The sequence below is a fragment of the Arthrobacter luteolus NBRC 107841 genome, assembly GCF_001552075.1.
Lineage (GTDB): Bacteria > Actinomycetota > Actinomycetes > Actinomycetales > Micrococcaceae > Arthrobacter_B > Arthrobacter_B luteolus.
Map to the genome: position 1 here is coordinate 780629 of NZ_BCQM01000001.1, position 17466 is coordinate 798094.

Below are 17466 nucleotides of genomic sequence, written 5' to 3' on the forward strand. Positions count from 1 at the left end.
CATACGCCCGGGCGCATTCGCGGGGTGTCGCCCTGCCATGGAATATTCCCGCGCCTCTCCGCGTTAATAAGGCCGTTGCGGGCTAGCATCTGGATCATGGCATCAATGACGCATACAACGCCCGGACCTGCAGGAACACCGGCTGCCGTCCGGCGGCGGGAGATCTGGGCGTGGGCTTCGTGGGATTGGGGGTCGGCGGCTTTCAACGCCGTGATGACCACCTTCGTCTTCACTGTCTATCTGACGTCCGCCCCGTTTGGCGGTGAGGCCCGGGCCTCGGCCGTGCTGGGCACCGCCTTGGCCATTGCCGGAGTCCTCGTGGCCTTGCTGGCCCCGGTGACGGGGCAGCGCTCGGATGCCGGCGGCCGGCGGAAACTGTGGCTTGCGGTCAACACCCTTGCCGTCTGCGCTGCAACGGGTCTGTGTTTTTTTGTCTATCCCAGTCCGGATTTCCTGCTGCTGGGTGTCGCGCTGATCGCCCTGGCCAACGTGTTCTTCGAATTCGCCAACGTGAACTACTACGCGATGCTCAAGCAGGTCTCCACACCGGGCACCGTCGGCAAGGTCAGCGGGTTCGGCTGGGCGATGGGATATGTGGGAGGTATTGCCGCGCTGGCCGTGGTCCTCATCGGCTTTATCAACCCGGACGTCGGCTGGTTCGGCGTCACCTCGGAGAATGGCCAGAACATCCGCGCGGTTGCCGTGTTTTCCGCGGTCTGGTTCCTGGTCTTCTCACTGCCCATCTTCTTCACTGTGCCGGAGGTCCCGCGGACCAGGGCAGCCCAGCTGGGCTTTTTTGCTTCCTACGGCCTGCTGTTCCGGCGGATTAAAGCGATCTACAAAACCAGCCCGCACACCATCTGGTTCCTCATGGCCAGCGCCGTGTTCCGTGACGGACTTGCTGCCGTCTTTACCTTCGGCGGCGTGATCGCCGCAGGAACGTTCGGCTGGGATCTCCCGCAGGTCATCATGTTCGCCATCTTCGGCAACGTCGTGGCAGCTGCCGGCGCCTTCGCCGGCGGTTTCCTGGACGACCGGATCGGCCCCAAACCCGTCATCGTGGGATCCCTCACCGGCCTGCTGGTGGCCGGTACGGCCATCGCGGCGCTTGGCCCGGAGGAGGCGAACCTCTTCGGCCTCACCTGGAGCGGTGACACGACCTTCTGGATCTTCGGCCTGGCACTGTGCCTGTTCGTGGGGCCGGCGCAGTCCGCCTCACGTGCTTTCCTGACCCGCCTTTCCCCGGAGGGTGAAGAAGGGGAGCTGTTCGGCCTGTACGCCACCACCGGACGGGCCGTGAGCTTCCTGGCGCCGTCGCTGTTCGCCATCTTCATCACGATCTTCGGCGCGCAGCGCTACGGGATCATCGGCATTCTGCTGGTCCTGGCCCTGGGCCTGCTCGCCCTGCTGCCGGTCCGGGCTCCGGACCGGACGCCCCGGGCCGTGGTGCCCGAGGTCTAGCTCCTGCGCGGAGGTCCCGGGCTGCTCTGCCCGGGCAACCGGCTGGCGCGCGGCGCCGTCGAAGTCCTCCCGCGCCGCTTCAGCTGCCGCCGGGGTGGGAAGGCCACCAGCCCGGCCGCGGCCGTCCCGCCGCTTTCCCTAGATGCTGGTGCGGTGGAAGTTCAGGTGGCTGCGCGACGCCGTCGGGCCCCGCTGGCCCTGGTACCGGTTGCCGTAGACGCCGGTTCCGTAGGCGTATTCGGCGGGTGAGCTGAGCTTGAAGAAGCACAGCTGGCCGATCTTCGAACCGGGCCAGAGTTTGATCGGCAGGGTCGCCATGTTGGAGAGCTCCAGGGTCACGTGCCCGGAGAACCCGGGGTCGATGAACCCCGCAGTGGAGTGGGTCAGCAGGCCAAGGCGGCCCAGGGAGGACTTGCCCTCCAGCCGGGCAGCGACGTCGTCGGGCAGCGTGACGCTTTCATACGTGGACCCCAGCACGAATTCCCCCGGGTGCAGGATGAACGGCTCATCCGGCGCCACTTCCACCAGGCGGGTGAGGTCCGGCTGGTCGAGGGAGGGGTCGATGTGCGCGTACTTGTGGTTATCGAAGAGCCGGAAATACCGGTCGATCCGGACGTCGACGCTGGAGGGCTGGACCATCGCGGGGTCGTAGGGATCCAGGACGATGCGCCCGTCAGAAATTTCAGCTCGAATGTCGCGGTCAGATATCAGCACCTTCTAAAAATAGCGCATCCTCATCCCTGGCCGATTTCCGTGCGGACTGCATAAAGCTCAGGAAAAAATGTCAGGTCAAGGGCGCTGCGCAGGAAGCCGGCACCGGAGGAGCCCCCGGTGCCGCGCTTCATGCCGATGGTCCGCTGGACGGTGAGCAGGTGCCGGAAGCGCCAGAGCTGGAAATTGTCCTCCAGGTCCACCAGCTCCTCGCAGGCCTCGTAGATATCCCAGTTGGCTGCGGGCTGTTCATACACCTCACGGAAAACGTGCATCAGGGTTTCGTCGTAGACGTGGGCCTGGCTCACGTCGCGCTCCAGCAGCTCCGGCCCGACGGCGTAGCCCCTGCGGTGCAGTGCCCGGATGAACTCGTCGTAGATGCTGCTCTGCTCCAGCAGTCCGGCCAGCAGCTCCTGCGCCACCGGGTCGGCGGCGAAGACGTCCAGCATGGCGGCGTTCTTATTGCCCAGCAGGAACTCAACCGCGCGGTATTGATAGGACTGGAATCCGGAGGATGCCCCAAGATCACCGCGGAACTCCGCGTACTCCGACGGCGTCAGCGTGGCCAGCACGGACCACTGCTCCGTCAGCGAGCGCTGGATGTGCTTGATCCTGGCGATGCCTTTCATTGCTGCCCGCAGGTCATCGGCCATCAGCCGCACCCGGACCCCGCGCAGCTCATGCAGCACCAGTTTCAGCCACAGCTCGGAGGTCTGGTGCTGGATGATGAACAACATTTCGTCGTGATGGACGGGGCTGCTGACCGGGTGCTGGGCGGAGAGGAGCTCGTCGAGCCCCAGATAGGATCCGTAACTCATCTTCCGGCTGAAGTCCCGCTCAATTCCCGGCTCCAGGTGCCGGGTATTCTTGTCTACGCTCATCGCTGCTCCGTCTGCGTTGTCGGCCCTTGTCAGCTTTTCCTTGGTGGGGTGCCGGGACGCGGTGCCCCGGTTTCGCTGACCCTACGGTAACTGCAGCCCCGCTGGAGCGCTTCTGCGCCTCGGCGCGGCTGTGGAAGACTGGCGTAAACGCACCCCACCCTCGCAAGGAGTCCCCATGGAGAACGAGCCCGGCAGCACCCCCGGAGCAGGCGAGACCGAAGGAAGCCCGGCGAACTCCCCCGCTCCGGCTACCGCTCTGGAAGAAGCCATCCAAGCGGGCCAGGCCGGTGAGATCAGCAACCAGGACGTGATTGCGGCGATCTGGAACGCGGATCTTCTCAGCGTCGGCCGCCTGACCGCGGAGGATGATCCGGCCAGTTTCCAGGCACTCGTCCTGAAGTCCCCCGAAGGCGCAGCCCCGGTTGCGGCTACGTTCACGGACGCCCAGCGCATTCCGCAGCGCATCCGCGACACGGCCCCGATCATGGTGAAGGCATCAGGGGAAGCAACCCTGCGCAGCATCGCGCCCGGGTACGGATTGGCGATCAACCCCGGCAATTCGCTGGGCCTGGAGCTGGGACCGGAAGGCGTGGCCGCCGTCGTCGCCGCTTTTGACGGTGCGGCTGGAAACATCGGACCCGAAACCGCTGCCGAATAGCCTCCCCTGCAGCGCCCGCGCAGGCGGGCAGCAGTGTTAGAGCAGTGTTTTGGTTGCCTTATGGATAACAGGACCCGGTTTTGCCGGGTCCTGCCTTGCCGTGGGGGTGCCGCCGTCTAGTCTGGGGAACCTCACTACAGATGGAGGGCTGTACCGTGACCTGCTCAGCGAAATCCCCGACGTCCTGCTCCATAGTCCCGCCCTATCTGCTGGCCCGGATAGCCGAACACCCGGACCGCCTCGCTGCGGCGGCGGATGCGGCCAAGCGGACGCTGCTGGGACAACCTGCCGTAGTTGAATCCCGGATGCAGCGCCGCACCGCGCCGGTCCCTGGATCGGGCACCGCGCTCACGCCACAGCTGCGCCGCACCGTCTTCGATGCCGGACAGAAGCAGGATCTGCCCGGCCTTCCGGTGCGGACGGAAGGTGCCCCGCCCACGTCCGATCCAGCCGTGGACGAGGCCTACGACGGATTGGGTGCAACCTACAACCTGTTCAGCGACGCCTACGGCCGCTCTTCGGTCGACGGCGCCGGCCGCCCGCTCCACGCCACCGTCCACTACGGACGCGACTATGACAACGCTTTCTGGGACGGCAACCAGATGGTGCTTGGCGACGGAGACGGCGAGGTTTTTGAGCGCTTCAGCAAGTCCCTGACCGTCATCGGCCATGAGCTGGCCCACGGCGTTATCCAGTACACCGCCCGGCTGGTCTACCGGGGCCAGGCCGGTGCACTGAACGAATCGGTCTCCGACGTGTTCGGTGCGCTGGTGGAACAGAAATTCCTCAACCAGTCCGCCGGAGAAGCATCCTGGCTTATCGGCGAGGGCCTGTTCACGCCCGCGGTCAGTGGGCGGGGGCTCCGGTCCATGTCCGCTCCGGGCACTGCCTATAACGACGACGTGCTGGGCAAGGATCCACAGCCAGCGGACATGTCGGGCTACGTGGAAACCAGCGCCGACAACGGCGGTGTGCACCTCAACTCCGGGATCCCCAACCGGGCGTTCTACCTGGCTGCCTCCCGGCTCGGCGGTTATGCCTGGGAACGCGCCGGGCAGATCTGGTACGACACCATCACTGAACCGAACTTTCCCGCAGACTGCACCTTCAGTCTCTTCGCGGCGGCGACAGTCACGGCGGCGGAAAAACGCTACGGTGCCGGAGGCGCTGAAAGTTCTGCTGTGCAGGCGGCGTGGAAAGAGGTTAACGTCGTGGTATGAGACTGGTTGTGGTGCGCAGCGGCGGGATCGCAGGCATGACGCGCACGTGGAGCAGTGAAGTGAGTTCCCAGGAGGCCGAAGAACGCTGGCTTCCCCTGCTTCAGGACCCGCCGTCCGCCGACACCCAGAAAAACGTGCCCGATCGGTTTACCTACGAAATCAGCGTGGGGAAAGCCGCCGTCACCATCCCCGAGGAATCCCTGCAGGGCCGCTGGCGGGAGCTGGTGGACCGCGCCCGCAAGGGAAACGGGGAAGCCCGGGCACCCGAGTAGGGAAACCGCCTGCGGCACCGCGTTGTGCTGGTGGTGCTGAAGGCATGTAAAGTGGTTTCCTGTGCCGGTGCTTCACCGGCCTTGCGGGCGTAGCTCAATGGTAGAGCGCTAGCTTCCCAAGCTCGATACGCGGGTTCGATTCCCGTCGCCCGCTCCAATTTCCCCTTTTTATCTGGCTTCGCCAGACTCCCCCGGCGCAGCTGCGGTGCCGGTGAACCCCGGCACCGGACCGTTTTCCGGCCGCCCCGCAGGTATTCGTTCAGGCGTACACTTGTACAGCCATGAACCGCAAAATGTTTAAGTCCAAGATCCACCGTGCCACCGTCACGCATTCCAACCTCCACTACGTGGGCTCCGTGACCGTGGACCTGGACCTCCTCGATGCCGCCGACATCCTTCCCGGGGAACTGGTCGCGATCGTCGACGTGGACAACGGTTCCCGGCTGGAGACCTACACCATCGCGGGAGAGCGCGGGAGCGGCGTGATCGGCATCAACGGTGCCGCTGCGCACCTGGTGAACATCGGCGATACCGTCATCCTGATTACCTACGCCGACATGAGCACCGAAGAAGCACGGGCCTTCATCCCCACCGTGGTGCATGTCGATGCGGAGAACCGCATCCTCGCCCTGGGCACGGACCCCGCGGAAGCCCTCACCCCTGGGACTGAGCGCCCGCCGCTGGCCACGCCTGCCGGCTGAGAACCCCCTTGCATGCCCCGGTTCTGCCCCGGGGATAAACCGCCAACTGCGGCTGCCACCTGTGGTTACACGTGTTTCCCATGTGAACTGTGGCGCAATAGAGCGTAAAGGCATAGGGTCGGTCGAAAGGTTGCTGAGGATTGCAGCCTTTCGCGGAAAATCACTCAGTCCGTGCCTACGACGAGGTGGAGGCATGCACCAATGCCAAAAGACGCTACACATCACGGCAGACCCTGGATGAGGAAGTCTGCAGCCGCGGGGTTCGCCCTCGCAGTAGGTGCCACCCTGCTGGCCGGCTGCAGTTCCGATGCGGGCTCCGCGCCTACCCTGACCTGGTACATCAACCCCGACGACGGCGGCCAGGCCGAACTCGCCAAGCGGTGCACGGACCAGTCCGGCGGCGCCTACACCATCGAAACGTCGCTGCTCCCGAACGACGCCGCATCACAGCGCGAACAGCTCGCCCGGCGCCTGGCCGCCGGCGACACGACCATGGACATCATGAGCCTGGACCCGCCGAACGTTCCGGAGTACGCAGAGCCGGGCTATCTGGCGCCGATTCCGCAGGACGTTCAGGAACGCACCACCCAGAACGTAGTGGAAGGCGCCCTGACGGGCGCCACCTGGAAGGGCGAGCTTGTCGCCGTCCCGTTCTGGGCCAACACTCAGATCCTCTGGTACCGGAAGTCGGTGGCTGAAGCAGCCGGACTGGACATGACCCAGCCGGTGACCTGGGACCAGCTCATCAACGCCGTCCGGGAACAGGACAAGTTCCTCAGCGTGCAGGGCGCCCGGGCCGAGTCGATGACGGTCTGGGTTAATGCCCTGATCGAATCAGCCGGCGGACAGATCGTGGAGAACCCCGATGCTCCGGCCGACGAAATCGAACTCGGCATCGACACCGAGGCCGGGGCCAAAGCAGCGCAGATCGTCTCCACCATCGGCAAGGACGGCCTGGGCGGACCAGGCCTGCCCACCCAGACAGAAAACTTCTCCATGATCCAGTTCCAGGGGGACAAGGGCGCGTTCATGGTGAACTATCCCTTCGTCTGGCCGGCCACCAACGCGGCCGTCGCGGAGGGCACCCTGCCGCAGTCCCTGGTGGACGACATCGGCTGGGCCCTCTACCCGCAGGTCAACGAGGGCGAGGATACTGCTCCCCCGCTGGGCGGGATCGACCTCGCGGTGGGGTCCAAGAGCAAGCACCCGGACCTCGCCTACGAGGCCATCGAGTGCATTGTCAGTCCGGAGAACCAGGCCTACTACTTCCAAACCAACGGGAACCCGCCGTCGAACACCGAGGCGTACAACGATCCCACGGCGCTGGAGACCTTCCCGATGGCTGGCACCATCCAGGAATCACTCCAGCTGGCCAAGCCCCGTCCCCAGACGCCGTACTACAACGAAATCTCCACCGGTATCCAGCAGACCTGGACACCACCGTCGGACGTCAACCCTGACACCACGCCCGCCACTAGCCAGGAGTTCATACTCGCGGTCCTGAAGGGAGAGAGGCTGCTATGAGTACGTCCGTCGAGACACGTGCCGCTGCCGAGGGCGGCAGCCCGAAACAGCCCAGGCAAAAACTCAGTGACCGCGCCCGCAGCGAACGGCGGCTCGGGTTCTGGCTGGCGGGACCCGCCTTTGTGATCATGCTGGCCGTTACCGCCTACCCGATCATCCTGGCCTTCTACGATTCCCTGTTCAAGTACCGGCTCACCGCTCCGGATGACCGCTCGTTCGTGTTCTTCGGCAACTACATCACCATCCTGACCGACTCCGTGTGGTGGCGGGACCTGGGCGTTACGCTCCTGATCACCGTGGTCACGGTCGTGATCGAGCTGGTGCTTGGCTTCGTCCTGGCCATGATTATGAACAGTGCGCTGAAGTCCATCCGCGGCTGGCTCCGCACCGCCATCCTGGTGCCCTACGGCATCATCACGGTGGTCTCGGCGTTCGCCTGGTTCTATGCCTTCGACATCAACTCCGGCTACGTCAACCACTGGTTTGACTGGGTACCGGGCATTAGTCCCGACCTGAACTGGTTCGCCGATTTCGGCACCGCGATCACCGTGATCATGGCGTCGGAAATCTGGAAGACCACGCCCTTCATCTCGCTGCTGCTGCTCGCGGGACTGGCACAGGTGCCCGGTGAGCTGACCGAAGCGGCCGAAGTCGACGGCGCCACCTGGTGGCAGCGTTTCTCCCGGGTGATTGTGCCGAACATGAAAGCCGCGATCATGGTGGCGGTCCTGTTCCGGGCCCTGGACGCGTTCCGCATCTTCGACAACGTGTACATCATGACCAAGGGCGCGTACGGCACGGAAACACTATCCCTGCTCGCCTACCGCACCTCGATTACCCGGCTGGAGATAGGCATGGGGTCCGCCGTGTCCGTTCTGCTGTTCCTGTGCGTGATCATCATCTGTTTCATCGCGATCAAACTCTTCAAGGTGGACCTGACCGGCGCACGAGGGGGCAACTAAATGAAATCGTCACCGATCCGCAGACGCCTTACCTGGACGATCATCTCCATCCTGGTGATCGTGTACGCACTGTTCCCCGTTGCCTCGATCTTCGCGACGTCGTTCAAGCTGCCCAGCGACCTGACCTCGGGAACCTTCCTTCCCTCCACCTGGTCCACGGTCAACTACGAAGAGATCCTGGTCGGCGACGCCCAGGAACTCTTCCTCTCGGCGCTGCGGAACTCGATCGGCATCTCGCTGATCGCCACCGTGATCGCCGTCGTACTGGCCACGCTCTGCGCCTACGCGATCGCCCGCCTGGACTTCCCCGGCAAACGGCTGGTACTCACCACGGCGCTGGGCGTCTCCATCTTCCCGGTGATCTCCATCGTGACCCCGTTGTTCAACCTCTGGCGGAACATCGGCCTCTACGACACCTGGCTGGGCCTGATCATTCCCTACCTGTCCCTCACACTGCCGATCTCCATCTGGACGCTCGCCGCATTTTTCCGGCAGATCCCGTGGGAACTGGAACAGGCAGCCCAGGTGGACGGAGCCACCACGTGGCAGGCCTTCCGGAAAGCGATCGTCCCGCTCGCCGCTCCCGGTGTCTTCACGACGGCGATCATTGCCTTCTTCATCGCGTGGAACGACTTCGTGTATGGCATTTCACTCACCTCAACCTCCGCGGCACGGCCGGTTCCGGCAGCGCTGGCATTCTTCACCGGCGCCTCACAGTTTGAGCAGCCCACGGGAGCAATTTCCGCAGCGGCGATCATTGTGACCATCCCGGTCGTTGTACTGGTGCTGCTGTTCCAGCGGCAGATTGTTTCCGGACTAACCCAGGGCGCCGTCAAGGGCTAGCCCCGGACGCACGGTATAAGAAAAGGAGCCATGAGCATGGCATCGATTACCCTCAAGAACCTCGTCAAGAAGTACGGCGACGGCTTCCCTGCCGTCAATGACGTCAGCCTGGACATTGCCGACGGCGAGTTCATCATCCTCGTCGGGCCGTCGGGCTGCGGCAAGTCGACCCTGCTGCGGATGATCGTGGGCCTGGAGGACATCACCTCCGGGGACCTGCTGATCAACGGGGAACGGGTGAACGACAAGGCGCCCCGCGACCGCAACCTCGCCATGGTGTTCCAGAACTATGCCCTGTACCCGCACCTGACCGTGTACGAGAACATCGCTTTCCCCCTGCGGTTGAACAAGGGCAAGTACTCGGACGACCAGGTCCGCAAGCTCGTCCGGGAGGCCGCGGAGACGCTGGAACTCACGGAACACCTGGACCGGAAGCCCGGCAACCTCTCCGGCGGCCAGCGCCAGCGGGTGGCGATGGGCCGGGCAATCGTCCGTCAGGCCGACGCGTTCCTGTTCGACGAGCCGCTGTCCAACCTGGATGCCAAGCTCCGCGGGCAGATGCGGTCGGAAATCTCCCAGATGCAGCGCCGGCTCGGCGTCACCAGCGTTTACGTCACGCACGACCAGACCGAGGCCATGACGCTCGGCGACCGCGTTGCCGTGCTGAAGAAGGGCATCCTCCAGCAGGTCGCCTCGCCGCGCGAGCTCTACGAACAGCCCGTCAACCTCTTCGTGGCCGGCTTCATCGGCTCCCCGTCGATGAACTTCCTTCCGGCGACATTCAAGGAAGGAAACATCCTTGAAACGGCCGTCGGAGACATCCGGATCCCCGAGGAGAAGGCCGCCAAAGCCGCAGGGAAGCAGGTTGTCCTGGTGGGTATCCGCCCCGAGTTCTTCGAAGATGCGTCACTGGTGGAAGGCGATAAGAAGGCGCACGGCTCGACGTTCAAGGCGCACATCACCCATACGGAGTGGCTCGGCAACGAACAGTACGGCTACATCCACTTCGATCCGACCCCTGAGGTACGGGAGCTCCTGGACAACCTGGCGCGGGACATGGATGCCGATGAGCTGCGGCCCCAGGTTGTGGTGACGCTCGACGCCGCCAGCCGGGTCCGCGGCGGGCGTGAGGCCGAGCTGTGGCTCGATACCCGCAAGATCCACCTCTTCGACCCGGAGAGCGGGGAGAACCTGACCAGGGACCCCGAAGCCGGGGCGGAGCTGACCGAAGAGGCCAATGCCCGCCGGGCCGAGGAAATCGCGATGGCCAAGGAAGAGCTCCAGCAGGCTGCAGCCACCCCGGCTGAGTCCTAGACAACAGCAAAGACAGACCAGCGCCCGGCCAGCCGCGTCTCCGCGGCAGGCCGGGTCTGCCCTCTGCGCGCCGTGCAGGTAACGTAAGAGCGTGCAGGGAACATCACCGGTAATTAAGGCAGTGGCCATCTGGCTCACCGCCCTCATGCTCACCATCGCGGCCGCCGTCGTCGTGATCTGGCTCGTTAACGCCAAGGCTTACGGCCCAGGCAAGCAGGTGGAGAACTATCTCCAGGCCCTGCAGGACGGCAACGGTGCCCAGGCCCTTGGGCTGCTGAACGCCGACGTTCCTGACGCCAATGCCGTCCTGCTGGACGGCGACGCGCTGCGGAACTCGACGGCAGGGCTTGAGGTGCTGGATATCGCGGAAGTCGAGACAGCCGTGGATGACCGGACGGATGTGGTGGTCAGCTACCGGCTGGACGATACCGAGGAAGAATCCACGTTCCAGCTGGAGAAGACCGGTACCCGCTGGATGTTCTTCGACCAGTGGTCCTTCCGGCCAACCACGCTCCCCGGGGTGCGGGTCAGCGCGGCGAACCAGAACGAGGCTGAGTTGAACGGCGCCCGGGTCGCCTTGCCCGAGGGCAGCAATACCTTCGCAGCGTTCTACCCGTCCCGGGTCGCCGCGTCCTTCACCAGCGGCTATTTCGAAGCTCCGGAGCAGACCGGGGTGCTCGCTGCCCCGTCAGGATCGCTGGACCTGACGCTCCGCAGCCAGGCAACCCCGGAGCTGGTCGATGCCGTTGACGCGCGGGTGCACGAGTTCCTGGATAGCTGTGCCGGCGAGCAGAACCGGCTGGCCCCTGCCGGGTGCCCATTTTACCACATGACCAATAACCGGGTGGAGCCGCCCATCACGTGGGAAATCACGAAGTACCCCACCGTGGAGATCTCTCCCGCCGACGGCCACTGGGTGCTTGCTCCGCTGCAGGGCACGGCACGGGTCACCGCAACCCAGACGGACCTGTTCTCCGGCGCCCAGAGCCCGCTGGTGGAGGACAAGGAGTTCTCCTTTGGAGCCCGGCTGTCGGTCAACGGCCAGGACATCAGCCTCACGGCCGTCATCGAATAGCTTTTCCCCAACGCAGAAAGCGCCGCCTCCAGGACCTGGATTCCAGGGATCGTGGAGGCGGCGCTTTTTACTGTTCCGGGGCGGGCCCGGCCGGGGTCTAGTCCAGGCCGCGCAGGTCCAGGGTGAGTTCTGTTTCCCCGCCCGGCTGCACGATCACGGGGATTCCCCAGTCCTGCTGGTAGAGGTGGCAAGCGGCGTGGTCCGGGATCTCACCGCCGGGTTCACCGTCACAGGCCGCGGCGCGGGCCGTGATGTGCAGGACGCCTTCGCTGACGGTGTCGGAGAGCACCAGTTCACGGACCAGGCCGATGGCGGTACCGCCGCCCGAAACCAGCAGTTCCTCCGGCGAAGCGGAGATCTTCAGCTGCGTCGGGTCCCCCCAGCGGTCATCCAGCTTCTGACCCTTGGGAGCGGAGAAGCGGACGGTCAGGCCGAGTGGTCCCGCCTCGATAGCCGTCTTGGGGCGCTGCGTCTGCCGGGCGCCTTCGTCCACGGACTGGGCTTCCTTCGGGACCGGCAGCCGTACCAGCTGGTGCTTGTTGGCTTCCACGACCACCAGGAGCGGTTCCTCCGCCGTGGTGTCCAGCAGGACGCCGGAGGGCTCTGCCAGGCCACGGGCCAGGGTGGAGACGGTGCGGGTGGCCGGATCGTAGCGGCGGACGGCACCGTTGTAGGTATCCGCGACAGCCACCGAGCCGTCCGGCAGTACCGCAACGCCCAGCGGGTGCTGCAGCCGGGCCTCGGCGGCGTCGCCGTCGCGGAAGCCGAAGTCGAACAGCCCCGCACCGATCGCTGTTTCCACGGTCACGGCAGCCCGGTTCCCCGAGGCGTCGAACGTGAGTTTCCGCAGGGCCGAGGTTTCCGAGTCCGCCACCCAGATGGCGCCGTCGGCGTCCTGGGCCAGGCCGGAAGACTGTGCGAACCATGCGGCGTCGCCGTCCCCGTCAAGGAGCCCTTCCAGACCGGTGCCGGCAAGGATGCTCAGGGCACCGGTGGCAGGGTCGAAGCCGAAGATCTGGTGGGTGCCGGCCATCGCGACGACGGCTTTGCCCAGGGCCGTGGACCAGAGGACGTCCCACGGCGAGGACAGCGAGGTGCCCAGCGGGTCGGTGCCCAGTTCGGTGGACTGTTCCGCGGCCTGGTTCTCTGCGTCCAGCAAACGCTGAATCCCGTTGCCCGCCACCGTGGTCACGGCACCGGTAGCCAGGTTCACGCCCCGGAGCCGGTGGTTCACGGCGTCCGCCACGATCACGTCGTAGTCCAGGGTTTCCGCGACGGCGGCAGGCAGCACGGCCAGCCCCTGCGGTTCATTGAACCGTGCGGTCCCGGCGTCGCCGTCCCGCCATCCCTTAGTGCCTTCACCGATGACGCGGCGGACGGTTCTAAGGTCTGCTTCGAGTTCCACCAGCCGGTGGTGCCCGGTGTCCGTCACGAGGAAGGTGCCCTCCGGAAGGGCTGCTGCCTTGCCCGGGAACCGCAGGTCGCCGGAGGTTGCTTCGGCCGGAACGTACGGGCCGTCGCCGCGGTGCAGGGTTCCTTTCGCCTCGTGTTCGGCAATGAGCTCCGCCACCAGCGACTCCAGGCCGGCTGCGTGGCCTTCTCCGGAGAGATGGGCCACGATGTAGCCTTCCGGGTCAATGACCACGAGAGTCGGCCAGGCACGGGCAGTGTAGGCCTGCCAGGTGGCAAGTTCCGGGTCATCCAGCACCGGGTGCTGGATTTCGTAGCGTTCGACGGCGGCAGCCAGGGCAACCGGGTCGGCTTCATGCTCGAATTTTGGTGAGTGGACGCCCACCGTCACCAGGACGTCGGAGTACTTCGCTTCCAGCGGCCGCAGCTCGTCCAGCACATGCAGGCAGTTGATGCAGCAGAACGTCCAGAAATCCAGGATGACGATCTTCCCGCGGAGGTCTTCCAGCCCCAGTTGTTTCCCGCCTGTGTTGAGCCAGTTGCGGCCCTCAAGCTCGGAAGCCCGGACGCGGTATCCGGCTCGCACCGTTTCAGTCATCGATGTTCTCCTTGGTCTGTCCTTGCATCGCGTTCGGCCAGCTGGGCGAACATATTGTTGTAAGCCGTCAGGTCCGCGTCATTATTCCGTTCCGCGGCCCGGTCCTTGCGTTTGGTTTCACGTGCATCCGAACGTGACCACGCAATGGCGACGCCGATCGCGACCAGGACGGTCGGGATTTCCCCGACGCCCCACATGATGGCGCCGCCCAGCTGCTGGTCGGCCAAGGCGCTCAGGCCCCAGTCGCGGCCCATGTTTCCGAAGTAGGACGCCTGGATCAGCGAAGTCTGCCCCATGACCGCTACGCCGAAGAAAGCGTGGAACGCCATGGTGGCCAGCAGGATCAGCAGCCGGAGCGGGTAGGGCGCGCGGGTAGGCAGCGGATCGATCCCGATCATCGTCAGGACAAAGATGTATCCCGCCAGCAGGAAATGCAGCACCATCAGCTCGTGGCCCACGTGCTGGCGCAGCGCAAATCCGAAGGCCTCCGAGTAGTAGAAGATCACGATGGACCCAGCGAAGTTCACGGCGGCGAAAATCGGATGCGTAATGATCTTGGACCAGCGCGAGTGCACTCCGATCAGGATCCATTCGCGCAGGCCCCGGCTGCCGTCCGTCCGCGGAGTCAGTGCCTTCAGCGCCAGGGCAACGGGTCCGCCGAGCACCAGGAAGAGCGGGATGACCATGGAGAGGGACATGTGCCCGAGCATGTGGGTGCTGAACAGCACCATGCCGTAGACCGTCGGAGCTCCGGAGGTGACATAGGTCAGGGCAATGAGGCCAACGAACCAGGAGAGGACCCGGGCAATCGGCCACTTGTCCCCGCGCCGGTAGAGCTTGATCACTCCGAGGACGTACGCCACGGCCAGGGTGACGGCGATGGCGATCCAAAGCCAGTCGGGGCGCCATTCCGTGAGGTAGCGTTCCGGCGTCAGTTCAGGGGGCAGATCGTAGCCGGTGAGGATGCGGGCAGGAGTGGCGTTGGGCGGAAGCTCTTCCGGCCGCGGCGGCGCCGTGCGGGCCAGGGCCGCCGCCACACCGGAGATTGCTGCCATAATCAGCAGTTCCACCCCGACGAACTGCCACAGCACCCGACGGGCGCTCAGGCTGCCGGCGGTGTCCGCGGGAACGCCCTTGTTCGCACCGGCCCCCGTCGCCTGGACTGGAAGGCGCGGAATGATCCACCGGCGGTGCAGGAAACCAATAATGCCGAGGACTACGGTGGCAGCGACTTTGAAAATCACCAGTCCGCCCCAGCGGGAGTCGAGCTGTTCCAGGGAGGTGATGCGCAGGGATGCGTTGACGATTCCGGATACTGACACCAGGACAAAGCCAAACAGCGCCAGGGCGGAGAAGCGGCGGAGAACGGCGCCGGTCATGTCGCCCAGCTGCTTGGCAATCACGGCCAGGACGATGATCCCGCCGATCCACAGGCAGACGCCCAGCAGATGCAGCCCGATCGAGTTGACCGCGGCACTGTGATCGTCTCCGCCCGCGGCGTGTCCCACCAGGGCCATGGGAAGCAGGCCGCCAACCGCCAGCACAGCCGTGAGCGCCAGCCCGGTGAGGGACCGGACGCCGAAGGTGAGGGTCGTGACCACGGCGGCAATGATGCTCACGGCGAGCCAGGCGCGGCCGGTGGAGAAGTCGGTGAGGAAGGACGCGAGGCCTTCGGTGTAGGACGGGTCCGGGCTTAGCGGCAGCCCGGAGACATCCGAATAGGTGAACAGCAGCACACCGATGGCGGAGATCGTCCAGACAGCGGCGGCACCGGAGGCCAGGGCCATGGTCTGGGTGAAGGCCGGGTGTTCCGGCCGGGCTTCCCGCTCTCCCCTGCCCCGGCGCGGGCCGGCATGTTTAGGCAGGATGACGACGGCGAACACCAGGGCGCCGATCACAGTCGCGACTGCGCCGTTCTGGATGGCCTTGGCTACCGGAAGTCCCCAGCGCGTAAGCGCTCCGGGGTCCGAAAGCTGGGCGGCGGCCGCAGCGCCGGTGAAGAGGAGTGCCGTGACCAGAGCCAGGACCATTACGCCTATCCCTGCGGCTAGCCAGCCGTTTCGAGCGGGGTTGCCGGGCACGGACGCGGAACCGGTGGGATGGCCCGGCAGCGTGTTCTGGGTCTTGGCAGTGTTTGGCACGCTATCTATTCTCTACCCCTTGTAAAAATTGGGCCAATCACCGGTCATACACCGGCCCGCGGCGGTTCAGCCTGGCCGTAGACATCGGCAAAAAACAGGACGGGGCCGGAGCCTTCCGGCACCGGCCCCGTCCCAGGACTGCGGGGTCTTACTTCTTGGAGACAGCAGCCTTCAGCTTCGAGCCTGCGGTCAGCTTGACGCTGTGGCCGGCCGGAATCTGGATGGTTTCGCCGGTCTGCGGGTTGCGGCCCTGGCGAGCGGCGCGGTCGGTGCGCTCAACAGCAAGCCAGCCCGGGATGGTGATCTTTTCGCCGTTGGCAACGGAGGTTGCGAAGATGTCGAAGACGGCATCGAGCACGCCGTTAACGGCGGTCTGGCTGTTGCCGGACTTTTCTGCGACTGCGGCAACAAGTTCACTGCGGTTCATAGCCAATTTATGTCCTCCTGGACTCTGGTGTTTAGCGCGAGCGGTTCACGGATGCGTAACCGCCTCTGTTCGAAAACTTACCAGCTTGGCGGCCAAAATCGCGCTGAAAACCGCGGGTTTTCGGGGTTTTTTCGGGTTTTTTCCCAAATTTGGGTGGGTTGAACATACCGAGGGCCGCAGGGTACGCAAAAAGGGCGGCAACCTCAAAGGTTGCCGCCCTTTTCAGGCGTGGAAAGCGGTGCTTACCAGCTGGACTTCTTGATGCCGGGCAGTTCGCCGGCGTGTGCCATGTCGCGGAAACGCACGCGGGAGATACCGAACTTCTGGAGGGTACCCCGGGGGCGGCCGTCGATCTGGTCACGGTTGCGCAGGCGCACCGGTGAAGCGTTGCGGGGCAGCTTCTGCAGGCCGAGGCGTGCAGCTTCCCGTGCTTCGTCGGTTGCGTTCGGGTCAACCAGGGTCTTCTTCAGTTCGAGGCGCTTCGCAGCGTAGCGCTCAACGACAACCTTGCGCTGCTCGTTGCGGGCAATCTTGGACTTCTTTGCCATTCTTAGCGCTCCTCACGGAATTCGACGTGCTGGCGGATCTTCGGGTCGTACTTCTTCAGGACCATACGGTCCGGGTCGTTACGACGGTTCTTGCGGGTCACGTACGTGTACCCGGTGCCGGCGGTCGACTTAAGCTTGATGATCGGACGTACGTCCTTGTCCTTTGCCACTAGAGCTTCACACCCTTCGCAAGGAGGTCGGTGACGACAGCGTCAATGCCGCGGACGTCGATCGTCTTGATGCCGCGTGCAGAAACCTGCAGCGTCACGTTACGGCGCAGGGACGGAACCCAGTAGCGCTTCTTCTGAATATTCGGGTCGAACCGGCGCTTGTTGCGTCGGTGCGAGTGCGAAATGCTGTGACCAAAGCCGGGAATAGCTCCGGTTACCTGGCAGTAAGCTGCCATGATCTCTCCTCCAGTTGTAGTAAATATGACGGTCCTCAAAAAACAAGCACCAAGGCGATGCCGCCATGGCACCTGCAATAAAGAGCGTCCCGCCACCAGTTTTGACACCGTTATTACTGCGACTTTCCGGAGGTTGACCTGGCGGGGTGAGATCCAGCCGAAGTGCCTCGCCGCGGGGAAGACGGTGAAGTTCAGGTAGTCACGGCAAACTGCTGTGACAGCCTTCAATTCTAGGTTTACACGGGCGGCCACGCAAATGTTCTGCTCCGCACCGGTGAGGAGCGAACCAGATCATAGGCGTGACTTAACGCCTT

Annotated in this window: 18 protein-coding genes and 1 tRNA gene; 11 read left to right on the forward strand and 8 right to left on the reverse strand. The window is 64.7% G+C overall.

Going from position 1 to position 17466, the window contains the following annotated elements; translation table 11 throughout:
* Window positions 1-105: 105 nt before the first annotated feature.
* Window positions 106-1461 carry an MFS transporter gene (locus AL3_RS03585; RefSeq protein ID WP_066296688.1) on the forward strand — a complete coding sequence of 452 codons (1356 nt, stop codon included), beginning with the start codon at window positions 106-108 and terminating at the stop codon, window positions 1459-1461.
* A gap of 138 nt (window positions 1462-1599) precedes the next feature.
* On the opposite strand, the gene dcd is transcribed toward AL3_RS03585, so the two are convergent.
* Together dcd and AL3_RS03595 are read right to left on the reverse strand one after the other, a co-directional pair.
* On the reverse strand, window positions 1600-2175 hold the full coding sequence (gene dcd / locus AL3_RS03590; RefSeq protein WP_066296690.1) for a dCTP deaminase: 576 nt from the start codon (window positions 2173-2175) through the stop codon (window positions 1600-1602).
* Between the two features lie 20 nt (window positions 2176-2195).
* A complete protein-coding gene (locus tag AL3_RS03595; protein WP_066296692.1) occupies window positions 2196-3053 on the reverse strand; it encodes a tryptophan 2,3-dioxygenase in 858 nt (285 codons plus the stop codon).
* Window positions 3054-3228: 175 nt separating this feature from the next.
* On the opposite strand from AL3_RS03595, the gene AL3_RS03600 reads away from it, so the two are divergent.
* The 10 genes from AL3_RS03600 (at window position 3229) to AL3_RS03645 (ending at window position 11622) form a co-directional block, all read left to right on the forward strand.
* Window positions 3229-3711: an SseB family protein gene (locus AL3_RS03600; RefSeq protein WP_066296698.1), complete on the forward strand. Its 483-nt coding sequence runs from the start codon at window positions 3229-3231 to the stop codon at window positions 3709-3711.
* A gap of 155 nt (window positions 3712-3866) precedes the next feature.
* Window positions 3867-4931 carry a M4 family metallopeptidase gene (locus tag AL3_RS03605; protein ID WP_246168395.1) on the forward strand — a complete coding sequence of 355 codons (1065 nt, stop codon included), beginning with the start codon at window positions 3867-3869 and terminating at the stop codon, window positions 4929-4931.
* A complete protein-coding gene (locus AL3_RS03610) occupies window positions 4928-5203 on the forward strand; it encodes a protealysin inhibitor emfourin (protein WP_066296700.1) in 276 nt (91 codons plus the stop codon). Before AL3_RS03605 ends, AL3_RS03610 begins: the two co-directional genes overlap by 4 nt.
* Window positions 5204-5286: 83 nt before the next feature.
* Window positions 5287-5360: transfer RNA gene (locus tag AL3_RS03615), tRNA-Gly, on the forward strand.
* A gap of 124 nt (window positions 5361-5484) precedes the next feature.
* Window positions 5485-5904, forward strand: a complete 420-nt coding sequence (gene panD, locus AL3_RS03620) for an aspartate 1-decarboxylase (protein ID WP_066296702.1) — start codon at window positions 5485-5487, stop codon at window positions 5902-5904.
* A 237-nt stretch (window positions 5905-6141) separates the two neighbouring features.
* Complete coding sequence (locus tag AL3_RS03625; RefSeq protein WP_066296704.1) at window positions 6142-7428, forward strand: sugar ABC transporter substrate-binding protein; 1287 nt, start codon at window positions 6142-6144, stop codon at window positions 7426-7428.
* A complete protein-coding gene (locus AL3_RS03630; protein ID WP_066296705.1) occupies window positions 7425-8390 on the forward strand; it encodes a carbohydrate ABC transporter permease in 966 nt (321 codons plus the stop codon). The genes AL3_RS03625 and AL3_RS03630 overlap by 4 nt, the downstream gene beginning before the upstream one ends.
* Window positions 8391-9233, forward strand: coding sequence for a carbohydrate ABC transporter permease (locus tag AL3_RS03635; protein WP_066296707.1), 843 nt, complete (start codon window positions 8391-8393; stop codon window positions 9231-9233).
* A gap of 36 nt (window positions 9234-9269) precedes the next feature.
* A complete protein-coding gene (locus AL3_RS03640) occupies window positions 9270-10547 on the forward strand; it encodes an ABC transporter ATP-binding protein (protein WP_066297098.1) in 1278 nt (425 codons plus the stop codon).
* 91 nt (window positions 10548-10638) lie between these two features.
* Window positions 10639-11622 carry a nuclear transport factor 2 family protein gene (locus AL3_RS03645; RefSeq protein ID WP_151723879.1) on the forward strand — a complete coding sequence of 328 codons (984 nt, stop codon included), beginning with the start codon at window positions 10639-10641 and terminating at the stop codon, window positions 11620-11622.
* Between the two features lie 97 nt (window positions 11623-11719).
* Here AL3_RS03645 and AL3_RS03650 read toward each other — a convergent pair whose 3' ends face one another.
* The 6 genes from AL3_RS03650 to rpmB form a co-directional block, all read right to left on the reverse strand.
* Entirely contained in the window at window positions 11720-13630 is a 1911-nt protein-coding gene (locus AL3_RS03650) for an NHL domain-containing thioredoxin family protein (RefSeq protein WP_066296716.1), read from the reverse strand.
* Window positions 13627-15771: a bifunctional copper resistance protein CopD/cytochrome c oxidase assembly protein gene (locus AL3_RS03655; protein WP_370664973.1), complete on the reverse strand. Its 2145-nt coding sequence runs from the start codon at window positions 15769-15771 to the stop codon at window positions 13627-13629. The genes AL3_RS03650 and AL3_RS03655 overlap by 4 nt, the downstream gene beginning before the upstream one ends.
* A 148-nt stretch (window positions 15772-15919) precedes the next feature.
* Window positions 15920-16204 carry an HU family DNA-binding protein gene (locus AL3_RS03660; protein ID WP_066296719.1) on the reverse strand — a complete coding sequence of 95 codons (285 nt, stop codon included), beginning with the start codon at window positions 16202-16204 and terminating at the stop codon, window positions 15920-15922.
* A 236-nt stretch (window positions 16205-16440) separates the two neighbouring features.
* Window positions 16441-16746: a 30S ribosomal protein S14 gene (rpsN, locus tag AL3_RS03665; RefSeq protein ID WP_055239038.1), complete on the reverse strand. Its 306-nt coding sequence runs from the start codon at window positions 16744-16746 to the stop codon at window positions 16441-16443.
* A 2-nt stretch (window positions 16747-16748) separates the two neighbouring features.
* Window positions 16749-16916, reverse strand: a complete 168-nt coding sequence (gene rpmG / locus AL3_RS03670; protein WP_013602737.1) for a 50S ribosomal protein L33 — start codon at window positions 16914-16916, stop codon at window positions 16749-16751.
* Window positions 16916-17152 (reverse strand): 50S ribosomal protein L28, encoded by a 237-nt coding sequence (rpmB, locus tag AL3_RS03675; protein WP_066296721.1) that lies wholly within the window; start codon window positions 17150-17152, stop codon window positions 16916-16918. Before rpmB ends, rpmG begins: the two co-directional genes overlap by 1 nt.
* Window positions 17153-17466: the final 314 nt, after the last annotated feature.